This window comes from Limosilactobacillus reuteri (assembly GCF_020785355.1).
GTDB classification, from domain to species: domain Bacteria; phylum Bacillota; class Bacilli; order Lactobacillales; family Lactobacillaceae; genus Limosilactobacillus; species Limosilactobacillus reuteri_I.
On record NZ_JAJGVH010000069.1, the window covers coordinates 66,311 to 82,821 of the forward strand.

A 16,511-nucleotide genomic window follows, 5' to 3' on the forward strand; every position below is an offset into this window, starting at 1 on the left:
CTCCTACTTTTCTAACTCGGTATATTCAACCCAGTGGCCGCGATACTTAATGAAATATGTTGGCACTAACTTTACAACATGACTATTTTTATCAGTTTTCCAAATATACCCGACACGTAAGTCCTTGATGTCACGCATTCGGTTGGTAGCATGTAATTGATTAATCACATCTGCACTTGATGGGAGCTTGACCATCTGGTGATCAATTGGCAATGGCACTTGAAGACTATAAAGACTTAGCCAGAAGCGTTCATTCCCGCCACTTGTGGATTCAAGCGTTACTTCCCCATAACCATCACTATTGAAAATTGGAAAGCTATTAACATAAGCCCGATAGTTTAACCGACGACCATGCTCACTCACCTCATCATAGCGCAAATTATCAAGCGGAATTCCAATTGTCGTCAACTTATTATAGAAGTGTGGGAAAATCTGGCTTGTTGATTCCCGATCGTCCTTACTAAGGTAATTTTCGTATTTAAGCGTTCCATCTTGGCGATTAAATATCAGCCGACGATTGGTTCCATCCGTATAGGTAGTCTCGTTGCCATTCCGATTTGCCGTAATTGTTGTGTGTTGGTTAGTACTCATTAGACTAGCACTAAGGGTATCAATGTTTTGCGCAGTGATTTGATATCCTAATGCTGGTAATTCAAAGGATCGCGGATACATCATTACCGCTACTCCGTTAATAATTTTATGGTCAACTGGGATCCGATCCATTGACTTTAAGAGTTGCCGAATGCGATTAAATTTTCCTTTCTCTACCCGTACTCGGTACACACTATAATGGTGGTCACCAAGTAAGTAAATCTCATGTTGCCCGTTTAATGGGATAACAATATGGTTAATCTGATTAACCCGGTCAGTATCGATTGACTGGGAAAATGTTTCGTTGAAGACTGAGCTCGGTACCTCATCCGGATATGTCAGCATTAACGAGTTCCGCCGTCGCAAATAACTCAAATAAACATCACTGTTATTTTGTTTGACAACATTTGTCCGGCCTAATTTCCAATCCTCTAATTCTTTTTTTACGCTCAGAATTAAATTAGCTTTAGGGCTATAAAGTTGATTCTGAGTTCCTTTTTCATTTGTCTCAACTGCTTTAGTTGGGAGATAAACATCGCCCATTGATTGCGGTGTATATTGTTGTGATTGGTTATTATTGAAATTTTCGTGTCGTGCTCCCTCAAAAGGAAATGGGTTGGTCCAGACAATCCATGAAATGAATAAACTAAGAAGCACAACAACCGTTAAGGCGATTGCTTGCCAATTACTTTTCAGCTTCTTCATCATCCCAGTCTTCCTCCTCATAAGGTACATATGGCAAGGAAATATAGAATGTTGAACCCTTGCCTTCTACACTATCAACCCAAATTTGTCCACCAAGCATATTGATAACTTCCTTGGAAATAGCTAGTCCCAGACCTGTTCCCCCTTGCTTCCGGCTTCTTGCCTTATCAACGCGGAAGAATCGATCAAAGATACGTCCAAGATCTTTTCGTGGAATCCCTAGGCCTTGGTCAGAAATACTTAAAATAACATGATTATGCGTCTCCAGTAAGCGGGTTGTAATTACACCACCATCTGGAGAATACTTAATCGCGTTATTCATAATATTATCAATTACCTGGGTAAACTTATCAGTATCAATCTCAACCCATAAATCTTTCTTAGTAAAGTATCGTTCAATGGTATATTTTTTCTTTTTTGGATCTTCTTCTTTTTTAATAATCATATCGAAACGATCCAAGATATAGTTAAATAACTCATTGATATTTACGTATTCCAGATTGAGCTTCGTTGTCCCTGCATCCATCCGTGATAGACTCAACAGGTCATTGATCATCCGAATCATCCGATCTGTCTCATCCTGAACAACCTTTAAGAACTTAGGGGCAATTTCTTTATCTTGCCAAGCACCATCACTTAATGCTTCGACATAGCTTCGAACACTTGTTAATGGAGTCCGCAACTCATGCGAGACGTTTGAAACGAATTGCTTCCGTTCGCGTTCTTCTTTTTGCTGGCTCGTTACATCATGAAGGACACAGACAAGCCCACTGACAAAGCCAGATTCGCGTTGAATTGGTGAGAAGTAGGCGTTTAAGATCAAATTATTGCCAGAGTTTGACATATCAATAATCATCTCGCGCTGTTCACCATTTACTAGTTGACGCACGGTATAGTCATGACGAATATCCAACACATCAATAATTGATTTACCAATTAAATCATCTTCATTTTCGACACCTAGTAACTGTAACGCCATATTATTTACAATTGTCACATTCCCGCGACGATCAGTGGCTAAAACCCCATCAGACATATGAGACAAAATGCTATCAAGCCGTCGTCGTTCAGAATCGCTTGACTCCTGTGCTTCTTCAACCCGGACGGAAAGATTATTAACTGCCCCTGCTAATTGTCCTAACTCGTCATTTCCCAATACTTTTACTTGACCAGAATAGTCTCCCCGGGCAATTCGTAATGTTTGTTTCCTCATTTCTTCAATTGGGCGGGTAATTTCCTGGGAAATAATAATTGCCAAGATCAAACTCAAGACAATAGTAATCATTGCCGCAGATAGGTATACCAAAGTAATATTATTAATATTAGAGTAGACACTTTCTAGACTAGCTCGCAGGTAAACAGCTCCCACAACGTTATTGTTACTATTATCCACAAGGGGAATGACATTGACATAGTAGCGCGTGTGATTTGAATTATCGTATAAATTTTCGGTATGCGACCTATTATTTAATAAAGTTGCTTTAATTGCTTGATCAGTTGTTTTCTGACCGATGGCACTCCGATTATCAGCGTTGCTTGTTCCCCGCACAATACTCTTACTATCAACCACCCGGATTTCAGAAATGTTATTATTATTAACTTCTGAAAGAATTTGATTAATCTGTTTGTTAGCTTTTTTAGTATTTGATCGTGATAACTGCTCTGCTAAAGAATTATCAACGTAAGACGGTAATTCAATGGTTTGCTTAAACGTATTAAGGTTTTGATGCTCTAATTGACGCACAAAAACCGCCCCAACACATTCAAGTGTTAACATCAAAATTAACACGAATACGAGAGCGATTTTAAAACGAATCGATTGATAAAATTTTAACTTGCTGTTCACAATGGTTCAGCCTCTAATTCTGATCAGGATTTGCTAGGTAATAGCCAACACCACGCCGGGTAATTAACCATTGTGGGTGACTAGGGTTGTCTTCAATCTTTTCACGAAGCCGACGAACGGTAACGTCAACTGTTCGTACATCCCCAAAATAGTCATAACCCCATACAGTCTGAAGAAGATGTTCACGGTTAATAACTTGTCCAATATGTTGAGCTAGATAGTGTAAAAGTTCAAACTCACGATGCGTTAAATTGATATTTTCGCCTCGCTTAGTTACGGTGTAGGCTTCAGGATGAATCGTAAGGTCGCCAATTTGAATATCGGTATTATTTTCTTCTTCTGCTGGTGCCTTCAGAGTTGCTTGCCGTCGTAAATTAGCCTTTACTCGTGCTACTAGTTCGCGGTTAGAGAACGGCTTAGTAACATAATCATCGGCCCCAAGCTCAAGCCCCAGCACCTTATCTAGTTCCGAATCTTTAGCGGTTACCATAATAATCGGCATGGTATGCTTAGCCCGAACCCGCTTGGCCACTTCAAGTCCATCGATCTTCGGCAGCATTAGGTCAAGAATAATTAAATCAGGATTTTCTGCTTCTACTTGTTCTAAAGCTGCTTCGCCATCATAGGCTACGACAACTTCATATCCTTCTTTTTCAAGATTAAATTTGATGATATCAGAAATTGGTTTTTCATCATCAACAACTAAAATTTTCTTTGCCATATCAATGATTCCCTCCATTGGGTTAATTGATTAATTACTTTAAATCTGCTATATATCAGTGCCTCTATTATAGCACAGGGAAAAGTTCCATAAATATTTTCTAAAAACTTATGAAAAATATTTGACATTTGATCAATAACAGGTTAAACTGTTTAAGTATTCTGTTAAAGGATATGGGCAGTTAGCTCAGCTGGCAGAGCAACGGACTCTTAATCCGTGGGTCCAGGGTTCGATCCCCTGACTGCCCATCAGAGGTTTACAGCGATTGAGATTTTATCTCAGTCGCTTTTTTTCATACTTAAAATAAAGACTGCGAAAATCTCATCTTTTCGCAGTCTTTATTTTCATTTAAACTGATCCTTAACATACTGTGCATATAGTGGTGTTGTCTTTAATAATTCTTGATGGGTTCCTGCGCCGGATACTGTTCCATTTTCGATAAAGTAGATTTTATCGGCATCGACAATCGTACTCAAGCGATGGGCAATTACTAGCGTCGTTCTTCCTTGCATTAAGTCTCCCAATGCTTTTTGAACCATCGCCTCTGATTCAGCGTCCAAGCTAGCAGTGGCTTCATCAAGCATTAAGATTTTTGGATCGCGGAGAAAAGCACGCGCAATCGCTATTCGTTGCCGTTGTCCCCCAGAAAGTTTGATCCCTCGTTCACCAATTTCGGTTTCTAACTGATCTTCCATCTCACTGACAAAACCATCTGCATAAGCCATTCTCAACGCATCCCAAAGTTCCTCATCCGAGACTTCTCTTCGTAACCCATAAGTTAAATTATCACGAATAGTTCCTGGCATTACCGCGGCATCTTGGCTTACGAGACCAATTTGTTCACGCCACTTGGCTAAGTCTACATTTTCGATATTCTCTTCGCCGATCAAAATTTCCCCACCTGTTGGCTGATAGAATCGTTCAATCAATGAGAAAATAGTTGACTTTCCTCCACCAGATGGGCCGGCAAAAGCTACCACTGCATTGGGTTTAGTTTCAAAACTAACATCTCGTAAGACTGGCTTGCCTTCCTCATATGCAAAATCAACATTCTCAAATTTCAATGGTGCGCTCGCAATATCTTTTTCTGCTTTATCAGTAGCAAATTCTTCTGGTTCAGTTAAGATTTGTTGGATACGCTCCGTGGCTCCGCTAGTCTTTGCCATATTATTAAAGAGCTGACTAATTACAACAACAGGACTAATAATCTGGAAAAGATACATTAAAAATGAAACTAAGGCACCCATTGTCATTGCACCATTCATGACGCGAATTGCTCCGTAACCAAGAATCCCAAGAAACATTATCATCATGAGCATGTTTGTAATTGGTTGCGTTACTGAGTTAATCAATGCTTCTTTTCTCCCGACATGATATAAATTGTCGATACGACGATTTCCCTTCGCCAGTTCATGTTCTTCACCGTTTGAAGACTTAACTAATCGGACCTCACCCAATACATCGGTGGAATCACTAGCAAATTTTGCTAATTCATCTTGCCGAACCCGACCAATCTTACGCGACTGATTCATCACTGGTAGCATGACTAAAATCACTAAAGGAACTGCCACAAACATCAACAATGTCATCCGCCAATCCATTGCTAACATAATAACCAGTGCACCAACGAATTGTAAAAGCGATGTCATTGCATTTGGTAATGTTGAAGCAAGTAAATCCTTCACCTGTGACGTATCATTAACTAATCGTGAACTGATTTCGCCTGTTTTAACATCATCAAAATATTTTACAGGCATTTTAAGTAGTTTTTGCCATAATTGTTTCCGTAATTTAGAAACAACATTTTCACCAAAAATTCCTAATAATAACCCTGATAACGCACTTGTAATTAATCCTGCTATAAAAATTACAACTGTTAAAATTGCCAACGTTGGACTAATACTCTTAAAATTATTAATTAACTTTTGCGCTAGTTGAGGAACAAATAGGTTAGCACCCGTGGAGATAAAACCTAGTAAGATTCCCACAAAAAGCTTAATATACTGCGGATGTAATTGATTTATTAAACTAAAGAAACTTCGAAAACTAAATTTATTTCTGTTCAAAGCATAAGCCTCCTAACAGTTAAATATCTAACTTTTAATGATGATGAATATTTAAACACATAGATACCTAACTGTCAAGAGTCTAACTTATTTTTTTAGATTGTTATTAATATTAGTCATCCCTTTAACTACTGCATCAATATCTTCTTCATCGAGGCGGGCAATAATCTGCAAATAAGCTTTATCAAATATTTCTTTAACCTCATTAGTTTTTTCTTCACCTTTTTTGGTAAGAAAAATCCGCTTAATTCGTGCTGACTCTTGATCCGCCTTCCGGATAATATACCCGTCGCGTTCAAGATTTTTCACCATACTGGTAACACTAGCATTCCGTAAATGGAAATGGTCACCTAATTCTCGTTGAATAAGACCAGCGTGTTTTTCTATATAAAAAAGCGTATGAGCTTGCTGTGGAGTTATATCTAATTCAGGGGCAAGTTCAGTATAAAAATGCTTCATGTTAATCATATAGTTCCGCAATAAACGGTTCATTTGCTCAAATTTATCTTTTTTTAATGCCATGAAATTACTCCCAATTTTAATTTTATTGTTAATTATAACAGTTAGACACCTAATTAAAATATGGATTTGAAAATTTATTAAATAAATTCAGAAAAACACTTGCGAAAATGATCGGAAGTTGATATTATTATTTATGTTGTCAAAGACATGGGCAGTTAGCTCAGCTGGCAGAGCAACGGACTCTTAATCCGTGGGTCCAGGGTTCGATCCCCTGACTGCCCATCATATAAAAAAGATCACCGAATAATCGGTGGTCTTTTTTGTTATAAAATTGTAATTATATGTTGTTTAGGACGCTTAGAAACAATTTCAATTGCGCCAAGTGCTTCTAATTCTTCAATGGCTGCCTTAGTCTTTGTCATTGGATAACGGCGATTACCCTTCTTCAAAGTTTCAATAATATCATTATCTTTAATTCCTAAATCTAACTGGTTAGTAAATAGCTTTGATTGTGCAAGAAGATATAGAACATTACAATACAAACTATCAGACGTTGCAGCTAATTGATGATGATGTTCATTGACCCACTGACTAATAATTTCATTGGTCTTATCAAGCTTTTCACGAGATTGACTCAAAATCTTAATTACTTTTTCCTGCTGACTAACAAGTATCATTAATAATTTTTGAATAAAAAATGTTAAATCAGCTCTATTTTCCGCATTATCGGCATCCTTAAATACCTTATAGTATTGCTGAACATTATTATGAATCGCAGTAGCCACAGAAAAGCCAGTAAAGCGATCAAATTTGTTAGCAATATATGACGACAAAAGATAACGCCCCATTCGACCGTTACCATCAAGAAATGGATGAGTATTTTCAAAGAAAAAGTGAGTTACAAGGGCTTTATATATTGAAGGAGTATCATCATTATTCATATATTCAATTAAAGCTGTAAGGGCAACCTTGATTGCAGTTTCCGTGGTTGGTGGTCGATGAACTGTTTTAATACCATCCCCGATCGAAAGCACTTCGCTATTAGGAAGCTTATCACGAAATATTTTTCCGTTGGGCAGTCGATCTTCATTAAGTTCGCCTTTTAACAAGGAATCGTAGATTTTTCTATAGTCTTGAAGAACATTGATTTCAACTTTTTTTCCTGATTGTGTGCGCTGGTACATTTTTATAGTTGAACCAAGCCTTTTCTTTGATATATGATCATCACCATTTATTTGGTGGTTATTTTCCTGAATAACAGTACTAATTTCAACACGACTCGTTTTTACACCTTCAATATCATTAGTGTAGAAAATTTCAGAGAGTAATAATGAATTCAAAAATTGATTAATCGCAACTTGGGGAAGCGTTACAGAGATATCCTTAATCATATTAGAATTACGCCTAAGCTGATCCGCCAGGTTTTGAATTTCCGGTAATGGAAGATAGAAAATTGGATATTTACTTGTCTGTGCACCATCACGATAGTTAAGAAGAGGAAACAGAGTTGTCTTCTGGCTTGTATACCCGTTCAGTCGACTCTGATATTCACTTTCAATTGCTGCTGGGTCATTCGTCTTATCTTCAATAAAATACTTATATTTAGATAATGGTATGTATTTCATTATTTATCTTCCCTCCTTAAAGCTAAAAAGCTATTTTTTGGTGTTAGTATATTAAAATACTAACATAATAACCCCTGAAAATCGATTTTCAGGGGTTATTATCATTAGAAATTCATATATAAATGCTAAAAATCATTTTTTGAGGATTTATATACTTAAACATATATTTGAAAACTGCTTTTTTACTTTTTTGAATGAACAATCTAATTTAACTAATAACGATGAGTAAATTAATAATTTGGTGAACAGTTCAACGCAAAGAATTTGGCCTTACCCGACAAAAACTTTAACATTCTAATACTTTGTTCTACATTTACAATTTACTTCTTTACTCACAAGTACATCTTTAAACCACGTAAATAAAAAGGACGTCATTCAAACGTCCTTTTTATTTACTTATCTTCTGCTATTAGTTCTTTTCGTGCTTGGCGTAAGCTCATTTCTTGTTCTGGTGAAACCTCGGGATAAGCTAATGGCAAACTATTAATCTTCTTTGTCAAAATATCAGATACAATTAAACGCGAGTACCACTTATCATCAGCCGGAATAACATACCATGGATTTTCCTTTGTGGCGGTAGCATTAATCGCCTTTTCATATGCCTTTTGATAATCGTCCCAATATTGACGTTCGCGAATATCAGCTGCTGAGAACTTCCAATTCTTTTCCGGCGTATCAATTCGTGCTAAGAAACGCTTCTTTTGTTCTTCCTTTGATACATGGAGGAAGAATTTTACAATTAAGTAACCGTTCCGCGTTAGATAACTTTCATACTGACGAATATCTTCATAACGACTATCAAAGAATTTGTTATTAACATCATGAACAGACTCAATCCCTGGAATATTAGATTGCAAAATTAAAGCAGGGTGAACGCGTGAAACAAGAACGTCCTCATAATAAGAGCGATTGAAAACACCAATATCACCACGCATTGGCAATTCACGATTGATCCGCCAGAGATAATCATGACGTAATTCGCGGCCTGTTGGTTGTTTAAAATTAGCCACCTTAAACCCAACTGGATTTACGCCCGCAAAAATATGCGAAATCATACTATCTTTTCCTGCCGCATCCATTGCTTGAAATACTACTAAAACACCATAATGACGCCGCGCATACATCATCTTTTGCGCATTCTTGATTGACTTTACATTTTTCTTGATCTTCTTTTTAATCTTCTTAAGATCATCAGCAGAATCTTTTACCTTAGTTGGTGCCGTCTTAATATCAAAGTCTTTTCCTGTGTAACGATATTTCTTGGTTTTCATCAACATTCACCTCATTGCTTTTAATTTGATTTCAACTACCATCATAGCAAATCTCTCAAGTTTTGGTTAATAAAAACGGATTTAAAAAGAGAACCATGAACAATTCTAGTTCACAGTTCCATTATTTATAATATTCTTTTCTGTTGGCTGGTATTTACTATGTTTTAATTTACCAATTTGGTGCTCTCGACCATCATTAACAATGAATTCATCAACAGCACCACAATGCTCACAAACTACCACAATTTGATACCGTTGCGAGTCATCATTATTCGTATCCATCCAATTTCTTTCCGCAATTACTAACGGCTGTTCATGACACTGATAACAAGAAATCCCTAGTTCACATTCTTCCCTAAAAGGATCTCCTGTTTTTCCTACCATTCCATAACGGTCTTCACCATGGACATTATCAAAATTATTGTAAAACATTTAATCACTTCTTTAATATTCAACTGCTTTTGCACGCTTTATCTTAATAACAAAGACTACTATTATTTCCATTACAAAAATTGAAATCGCACAAATAATAAAGAGGATATGATAAGAGGTCGCTTCAATCATCAATCCACCAAATAACGGACCAATTGCCTTTCCTAAAGAAGAAAATGCATTCAGAATTCCCTGATACTTTCCCTTAACAGCAACCGGTGAAAGGCTGTTTACAATGGCAGGCATTGTTGGCAGAGCAGTGGCTTCACCGATTGTCAGAACGACCATTGCCGCAACAAACCAGCTATATGAGTGAGCGTAAAGTAATAAGACAAATGAGAAACCAATTGTAAACATCCCAATAAATACTTGCGCATATGGCCGATTAACCCAGCGATTAAGCCAAGTAATTCCTAATTGGAAAACAACAATCAAAATCCCATTTAATGTCCATAAAAGACTATATTTTGTCATTGAGATTCCTTGATCAGTCATGAAAACTGATAGGTTACTTGCCCATTGTTCATACATTGTCCAGATTACAACTAAGGCAATGAAGAAGATCCAGTTAATCCATAAGTTAGCTTGAGGCATCTTAATATTAACTGTCTTGTTCTCTTCTTCAGCTTCCACATCTTCGGTCTTTGCAACTGTTTGTTGACTATCCTTAAAGAAAAAGATAACAACAAGTGAGAACATTGTATAAAGGATTGTGGTAATCAAAAACATTGGTGAAACATTGCCATCTGCATACTGATAAAGCGGACCGACAATAGTAGTTCCAATCACCATCCCCAAGTTATTGGCAAAATACAACATATTAAAAACATAACGACCATCTCGCCCTGAACGAGTCGCAAAAGAATTAACCATTGTAATGATCCAGCCATTAAAGAACCCAATGACTGTTAAAAGAATTCCATATATCGGCCAGCCATTGAAGAAAATCATAATAGCCATTACGATTGTCGCTAGCAGTGTCCCGCCAATCATTAATTTCCGCGGGTTAGCTCGGTCAAATAGCATTCCGCTAATATAACTTCCGACAACATTTGCTCCCGAATAAAAGAGTAAAACGATTCCCGATACAGTTAATGACTCATGCAACTGATCGTGAATATAAATTGTTGTTAATGGCCAGACAAAACTATTCCCAATACTTCCAAGGAACATTCCGAATAAAAGCCATTTTAATTCTACGCCTTGACGGTTCATTGTTTACGCCTCCTCAATTACTATCATACCGTTTATTTTTTTAAAAACATTTTTAATGTCTTAAGCGCACTAAAAGGGCTACCTCAGTTTTTACTGAAATGCCCTCTTAGAAATTTAGTTTTTAATTATTATCTTCAGGGATATAGGAAATCGAAGTGAACTTATTATAAGACTTTGCAAATAATAATTTAACTGTCCCCCGCGGACCACTACGATTCTTTTCGATGATGACTTCAACTTCACTAGCGTTTGATCCATCGTCATCCTGATTATTTCCCGGGTTATTATTATCTTCCGAATCTTCATCGTGCTCATAATAGTCATCACGATAAAGGAAACTAACAATATCTGCATCCTGTTCAATCGATCCAGATTCACGAATATCAGATAAAACCGGGCGCTTGTCTTGTCGCTGTTCAACTCCCCGCGACAACTGTGATAGGGCAATAACTGGAACTTCTAATTCCTTTGCCAGCTTCTTTAGTTGTCGAGAAATCTCTGAAACTTCTTGTTGCCGGTTATCAGGATTACTCCCTTCAATCAACTGAAGGTAATCAATTACGATCAATCCTAAGTTGCCTTTTTCCTTTGCTAAGCGCCGACAACGTGCCCGAATTTCTGCTACCTTGATTCCCGGTGTATCGTCAATATAGATACTAGCATTACTCAAGGCACCAGTGGCAATAAATAAACTTTGCCATTCATCTTGCGTAAGCTGTCCGGTCCGTAAGTGGTTAGCATTAATGTTTCCTTCAGCACAGAGCATCCGGTTTGCTAAAGACTCCGCACCCATTTCAAGACTGAAAATTGCGACCGTATTATCGGTTCTAGTTGCAACGTTTTGAGCAATATTCAAAACAAAGGCGGTTTTTCCAACAGCAGGCCGCGCCGCAATAATCACCAACTCGTCTTTATGAAGGCCAGTCGTCATCTCATCTAATTGAGCATATCCTGTTGAAAGTCCAGTAATCTCTGAATCTTGACTAGAGAGCTCACTGACATGGTTAATTGACTCTTGTAAAACGTCACTAATACTTTTAAAACCAGTTTGACGACTATTTTCCGAAACTGACATAATTTCTTGCTCAGCCCGGTCAAGTTGATCTTCAATCTTGTCATTTCCAGCATAACTATCATTGATAATTTTGGTTGCAGTATTGATCAACCGTCGTGAAATCGCCTTATCATGAACAATTTTTGAGTAATAGACAACGTTAGCAGCCGTCGGAACCGCTGTTGCAAGTTCAGCAATATAAGCAACTCCACCAATATTTTCCGTTTGATTATCCTGATCAAGGACATTTTTCATCGTTAACGGATCGATTGGCTGGTCCGCATCATTTAGTTGGACCATCTTTTCAAAAATAATTTGGTGAGCCTTCCGATAAAAATCTTGCGGCTCAAGATATTCCATCGCATCAGCCAACGCGTTTTTACTTAAAAAAGCAGCTCCAAGAACTGCTTTTTCTGCTTCAATATCGCGTGGCTCTTCTTGCACTGGTGCATTATCCATGACGATACCGCTCCTTAAATCTATTAATCCTCATTACTTTTCAGCAATGTGAACACGAATTTGAGCTTCGACTTCTGGATGAAGTTTGATTGGCACATTTACGTAACCAAGCGCCTTAATTGGAGCTGCCAGCTCAATCTTTCGCTTATCAATTTTAAGGTCAAATTGTTTTTGTAAAGCAGTTGCAATTTGTTTTGTTGAAATTGAACCAAACATCCGGCCATCTGTACCGGCTTTTCCGCTTAATTCAACAACTGTATTATCATCTTCAAGAATCTTCTTCATCCGCTTGGCATCAGCTAATTCTTCAGCAGCATGTTTTTCTTCAGCACGTTGTTGACCCTTCAATTGACTCATCGCCGCCTTAGTAGCTTGTTTTGCTAATCCACGCTTAATTAAGTAGTTTTGAGCATAGCCATCTGGAACTTCCTTAATTTGACCACGTTGACCACGGCCTCGTACATCTTGTGTAAAAATAACTTTCATTATGATCACTCCTCTGTATCGTCTTGCTCTTTATCAGGTTTAGTTAGAATATCGACTAACTCTTGCTTGACCTGTGTAATATCTTTATCACTGATTTGTGTAGCAGCATTTGCAAGGTGGCCGCCACCACCCATTTTTTCCATGATTACCTGGACGTTGACATTTCCCATTGAGCGTGCTGAAATTCCGATCTTGTTATCAGCACGTTCAAAAATTACAAATGAAGCTTCAATTCCACTCATTTGGAGCAACATATCAGCAGCCTGGGCAGCCGTGACAGGATCATAAACCTGTCCCTCTTCACCCGTACATAATGCTATTTTATCATTTATTTCCGCTCTTGAAATCAAATGATTACGCATCATAAAAGTTTCTGGATTTTCTTTCATAAATGATTGAATCATTAAACCATCGGCACCAGCAGAACGCAAGTAACTAGCTGCATCAAAAGTTCGCGTACCAGCACTCTTGGTGAATGATTTTGTATCAACCTGAATCCCTGTTAGCATTGCCGTTGCTTCAAGCTTGTTAAGTCCTTTTCCTTCACGTGGTTGGTATTCAAACATTTCCGTAATTAACTCACAAGTTGATGAAGCATATGGTTCGATATAAACAAGCAATGGATTTTCAGGAAAGTCCTCGCCACGACGATGATGGTCAATGATAACAAGTCTGTTTTGCATTTTATCATATAATTCAGGGGCAATGGTAATTCCCCGCTTAGCATGATCAACCATTACTAACAAACTGTTATTTGTCGCTTTTTCTAACGCTTCGACTGGTGAAATAATATGGTCCTTAATCGTCTGGTAATTATCAATCTCATGCATCAAACGTTGAATATCAGAGTGTGGATGTTCATCATCAATCACAATCCAACATTCTTTACCGTTCATTTCCGCAATCCGTCGAATTCCCAAACAGGCACCGATTGAATCCATATCTGGATTGGTGTGGCCCATCACAAATAATTGGTCTGATTGAGCCATTAATTCTTGTAATGCTTGACTAATCATCCGTGCTCGTACCCGGGTTCGTTTCTCCATCGGGTTGGTCTTTCCACCATAGAAACGTGCCTCCTGATCTTGAGCCCGAACAACAACTTGGTCTCCACCACGGCCTAACGCGAGGTCAAGGTTATTTTGTGCTGTATCAGCAAGTTTTATCAGATCATTTTCGCCATAAGCAATTCCTACGCTAAGAGTAACTGGCGAATTTTGCTTGGATGTATTTTCACGGATAACATCAAGGATCTTGAATTTTTGTTTTTCAAGTTCTTTTAATGAAGCTTGATGTCCAATAATCAAGTAGTTATCATCATCAATGATCTTCATCAATAAGTGATTAGCAACTGCCCAATCGCTTATTTGTGAAGTTACGTAATTATGAAGATTAGAGACATCAGAATCACTCATTCCTTGAATCAGCTCATCATAGTTATCTAGGTAAATATTACCAATGAAGATTTGTTCATCCTTATATTGTGCACTAATCTGTTCATATTTTGTAATATCTAATAAATAAACTACCTGTCCGTGATGCTGAACCAAAAATTCAAATTGATGGTCACGCCAAGTCACTACTTGTGTTTGCTTATCATCCGCATGATCTTTTATTAATTCCGCTAATTTTGCATCAACATCTGCAATCGGCTTCCCTACAACAATTTCAAGATTAAAATAACGCGCCATATATGGATTAATCCATTCAACCTCATGACGCTTATTTAACATAATCATTCCTATGGGCATTTCCAGCAATGCTTCTTGTTGCCCACGTTGGACTTTATACGTTAATTCATTTAAATATTCATGAGCATCGACTACTAATTTTCTTAACCGCCGAATACTAATAGCTCCACCAATAACCGCGATTACTAAAACAATTAGTCCAATAATCCAGTTATCCATAAACCCTAAAATAAGCCCAATGATTGTTAAAAGCACTATATAGCAGACATTCCAGCGGACGGCTGGGTGTTCAAAATAAAACTCCCAGTTCTCACGACTGAAAATTTTTCGCATGCTAGTCCTCCTAAAAATAGCTTTAAATTATTAATTGGATAAATCTATCATATCACATCAAGTACTTAGTCAATAGATTATATCATCTAATGACTATTAATACATAAGAATATTAATGGGTATACACTTTCTGGTATGGATGGAGATTCCATGCCAGATTTTTTTGTATAAAAAAGAGGCATTTGCTGTCCCCTCGTTATACAATCAATTCACCACAAAAATCATGAAAGAAGGTTAAACAAATGTCCCATAATGATTCTATCCTAAATATTCTTGGAATTAAAGATAAAAATATTAAAATTATTTCTGTTGAAGAAGCTGAACACAACAATGATTCTGTTAAAGAGTATATAACGCTAATAACAGCTACTCTTTCTTATCCGATTAATCGTTGTCGCAACTGTGGCTTTCCCACTGTTAATAAGGATGGCTTTCGCAAAACTCATGTACGACTGGCTAGTTTAAACGGGAGAAGATATGAATTAGAGCTTCGTAAACAACGCTATAAATGTAAATCATGTCATACTACGTTTGGTGCTATTACTAATTTAACCAAAGAAAATCAAACCCTATCCAGTGATCTCAAAAATCAAATCATGCTTTTGGCTCGTAAAGGACTATCCGGTCAGCTAATTGCTGAAATGTGTCACTGCTCTCCTAGTAGTGTTCGTCGAACAATTTTAGAGCGCATGGAACCACACTATCGTGTGGCTAAGTTGCCTAAGCATTTATGTTTTGACGAGTTTCGTTCAACTAAGTCTGTGATGTCCTTTATCTGTTGTGATGCTGAAACCCACCAAATTGTCACAAAGTTACAGGATCGTCTATCACCTACAATTATTGATTATTTTGAAAGTCGTTATTCAAAAGCCGAACGCGAATACGTTCAATCAGTTGTAATTGATTTAAATGCTCAATATCAAAGCTTTATCTATCGCCTTTTCCCTAATGCCAACATTATTATTGATCGCTTCCATCTTGTGCAATTAGCTGGTCGCGCTTTGGACAATTGTCGTATTTCTATCCTAAAACAACTCGATAAACAGAGCCGAGAATATAAAATTATGAAGTCACATTGGAAGCTATTCCATAAAAAAGCTGAAGATCTTCACCCTGAAGAAGTAGTTTTTCTTCGCGGCGTTAAGCAATATATGACTCGCCAAAATGCTGTGGATCTCATTACTAGTAAATTTTCTAAGTTCGCTGAAGTATACCAAACTTACCAAGATATCACGAAAGCCCTCAACGAGCGCAATAGTGAATTACTAGAGTCAACCATCTTAGACTACCAAAAAACCAATACAGAAATGGATACCGCTATCCAAACCCTTCGTCAAAACAGAAAATATGTCTTAAATAGTGCTAAGTTTGAATACTCTAATGGTCCTTTAGAAGGCATCAATCGCAAAATCAAAACTCTAAAACGAACTTGTTATGGTTTTGCCAATCAAAAATTTTTCTTTTTAAGAATCGATTGTATTTTTTCGTAAAAAAATACCCCCTACATTTTCGTAGGAAGTATTTTTAGTCAACCATACCAGTTGACAGATATCC

13 protein-coding genes and 2 tRNA genes are annotated in these 16,511 nt (G+C 37.4%); 3 read left to right on the top strand and 12 right to left on the bottom strand.

The window, feature by feature from the left end; translation table 11 throughout:
• Window positions 1-3: 3 nt before the first annotated feature.
• Genes LMB56_RS04345 through yycF form a run of 3 tightly spaced genes read right to left on the bottom strand, consistent with a single transcriptional unit; the run spans window position 4 to window position 3,863 of the window.
• Complete coding sequence (locus LMB56_RS04345; RefSeq protein WP_229283495.1) at window positions 4-1,299, bottom strand: YycH family regulatory protein; 1,296 nt, start codon at window positions 1,297-1,299, stop codon at window positions 4-6.
• Window positions 1,277-3,142 carry a cell wall metabolism sensor histidine kinase WalK gene (walK, locus tag LMB56_RS04350; RefSeq protein WP_218046572.1) on the bottom strand — a complete coding sequence of 622 codons (1,866 nt, stop codon included), beginning with the start codon at window positions 3,140-3,142 and terminating at the stop codon, window positions 1,277-1,279. Before walK ends, LMB56_RS04345 begins: the two co-directional genes overlap by 23 nt.
• Before the next feature lie 13 nt (window positions 3,143-3,155).
• Window positions 3,156-3,863 carry a response regulator YycF gene (gene yycF, locus LMB56_RS04355; RefSeq protein WP_011953351.1) on the bottom strand — a complete coding sequence of 236 codons (708 nt, stop codon included), beginning with the start codon at window positions 3,861-3,863 and terminating at the stop codon, window positions 3,156-3,158.
• 175 nt (window positions 3,864-4,038) lie between these two features.
• Between yycF and LMB56_RS04360 the strand changes: the two genes are divergently transcribed.
• Window positions 4,039-4,111: transfer RNA gene (locus LMB56_RS04360), tRNA-Lys, on the top strand.
• 96 nt (window positions 4,112-4,207) lie between these two features.
• Here LMB56_RS04360 and LMB56_RS04365 read toward each other — a convergent pair.
• Both LMB56_RS04365 and LMB56_RS04370 read right to left on the bottom strand, forming a co-directional pair.
• Complete coding sequence (locus LMB56_RS04365; RefSeq protein ID WP_229283494.1) at window positions 4,208-5,929, bottom strand: ABC transporter ATP-binding protein; 1,722 nt, start codon at window positions 5,927-5,929, stop codon at window positions 4,208-4,210.
• 87 nt (window positions 5,930-6,016) lie between these two features.
• Window positions 6,017-6,451, bottom strand: a complete 435-nt coding sequence (locus LMB56_RS04370; protein ID WP_153703087.1) for a MarR family winged helix-turn-helix transcriptional regulator — start codon at window positions 6,449-6,451, stop codon at window positions 6,017-6,019.
• 149 nt (window positions 6,452-6,600) lie between these two features.
• Here LMB56_RS04370 and LMB56_RS04375 point away from each other — a divergent pair.
• Window positions 6,601-6,673, top strand: a tRNA-Lys gene (locus tag LMB56_RS04375).
• Between the two features lie 41 nt (window positions 6,674-6,714).
• On the opposite strand, the gene LMB56_RS04380 is transcribed toward LMB56_RS04375, so the two are convergent.
• The 7 genes from LMB56_RS04380 to LMB56_RS04410 all read right to left on the bottom strand — a co-directional run bounded on the left by LMB56_RS04380 (window position 6,715) and on the right by LMB56_RS04410 (window position 14,957).
• The gene (locus tag LMB56_RS04380) at window positions 6,715-8,016 is read right to left on the bottom strand and encodes a Fic family protein (RefSeq protein ID WP_229283493.1); all 1,302 of its coding nucleotides are present in this window, start codon (window positions 8,014-8,016) and stop codon (window positions 6,715-6,717) included.
• Window positions 8,017-8,408: 392 nt separating this feature from the next.
• On the bottom strand, window positions 8,409-9,293 hold the full coding sequence (locus tag LMB56_RS04385; protein ID WP_019253766.1) for a PPK2 family polyphosphate kinase: 885 nt from the start codon (window positions 9,291-9,293) through the stop codon (window positions 8,409-8,411).
• A 99-nt stretch (window positions 9,294-9,392) separates the two neighbouring features.
• Window positions 9,393-9,719, bottom strand: coding sequence for a hypothetical protein (locus tag LMB56_RS04390; protein WP_229283492.1), 327 nt, complete (start codon window positions 9,717-9,719; stop codon window positions 9,393-9,395).
• A gap of 12 nt (window positions 9,720-9,731) precedes the next feature.
• Window positions 9,732-10,934: an MDR family MFS transporter gene (locus LMB56_RS04395; protein WP_135951231.1), complete on the bottom strand. Its 1,203-nt coding sequence runs from the start codon at window positions 10,932-10,934 to the stop codon at window positions 9,732-9,734.
• Between the two features lie 121 nt (window positions 10,935-11,055).
• On the bottom strand, window positions 11,056-12,447 hold the full coding sequence (dnaB, locus tag LMB56_RS04400; protein ID WP_003670215.1) for a replicative DNA helicase: 1,392 nt from the start codon (window positions 12,445-12,447) through the stop codon (window positions 11,056-11,058).
• Between the two features lie 33 nt (window positions 12,448-12,480).
• A complete protein-coding gene (gene rplI / locus LMB56_RS04405; protein WP_003665243.1) occupies window positions 12,481-12,933 on the bottom strand; it encodes a 50S ribosomal protein L9 in 453 nt (150 codons plus the stop codon).
• Between the two features lie 5 nt (window positions 12,934-12,938).
• Window positions 12,939-14,957: a DHH family phosphoesterase gene (locus LMB56_RS04410; protein WP_122481439.1), complete on the bottom strand. Its 2,019-nt coding sequence runs from the start codon at window positions 14,955-14,957 to the stop codon at window positions 12,939-12,941.
• Between the two features lie 242 nt (window positions 14,958-15,199).
• Here LMB56_RS04410 and LMB56_RS04415 point away from each other — a divergent pair, with 242 nt between their 5' ends.
• Window positions 15,200-16,447 (top strand): ISL3 family transposase, encoded by a 1,248-nt coding sequence (locus LMB56_RS04415; RefSeq protein WP_229283443.1) that lies wholly within the window; start codon window positions 15,200-15,202, stop codon window positions 16,445-16,447.
• The last annotated feature ends 64 nt before the right edge of the window (window positions 16,448-16,511 follow it).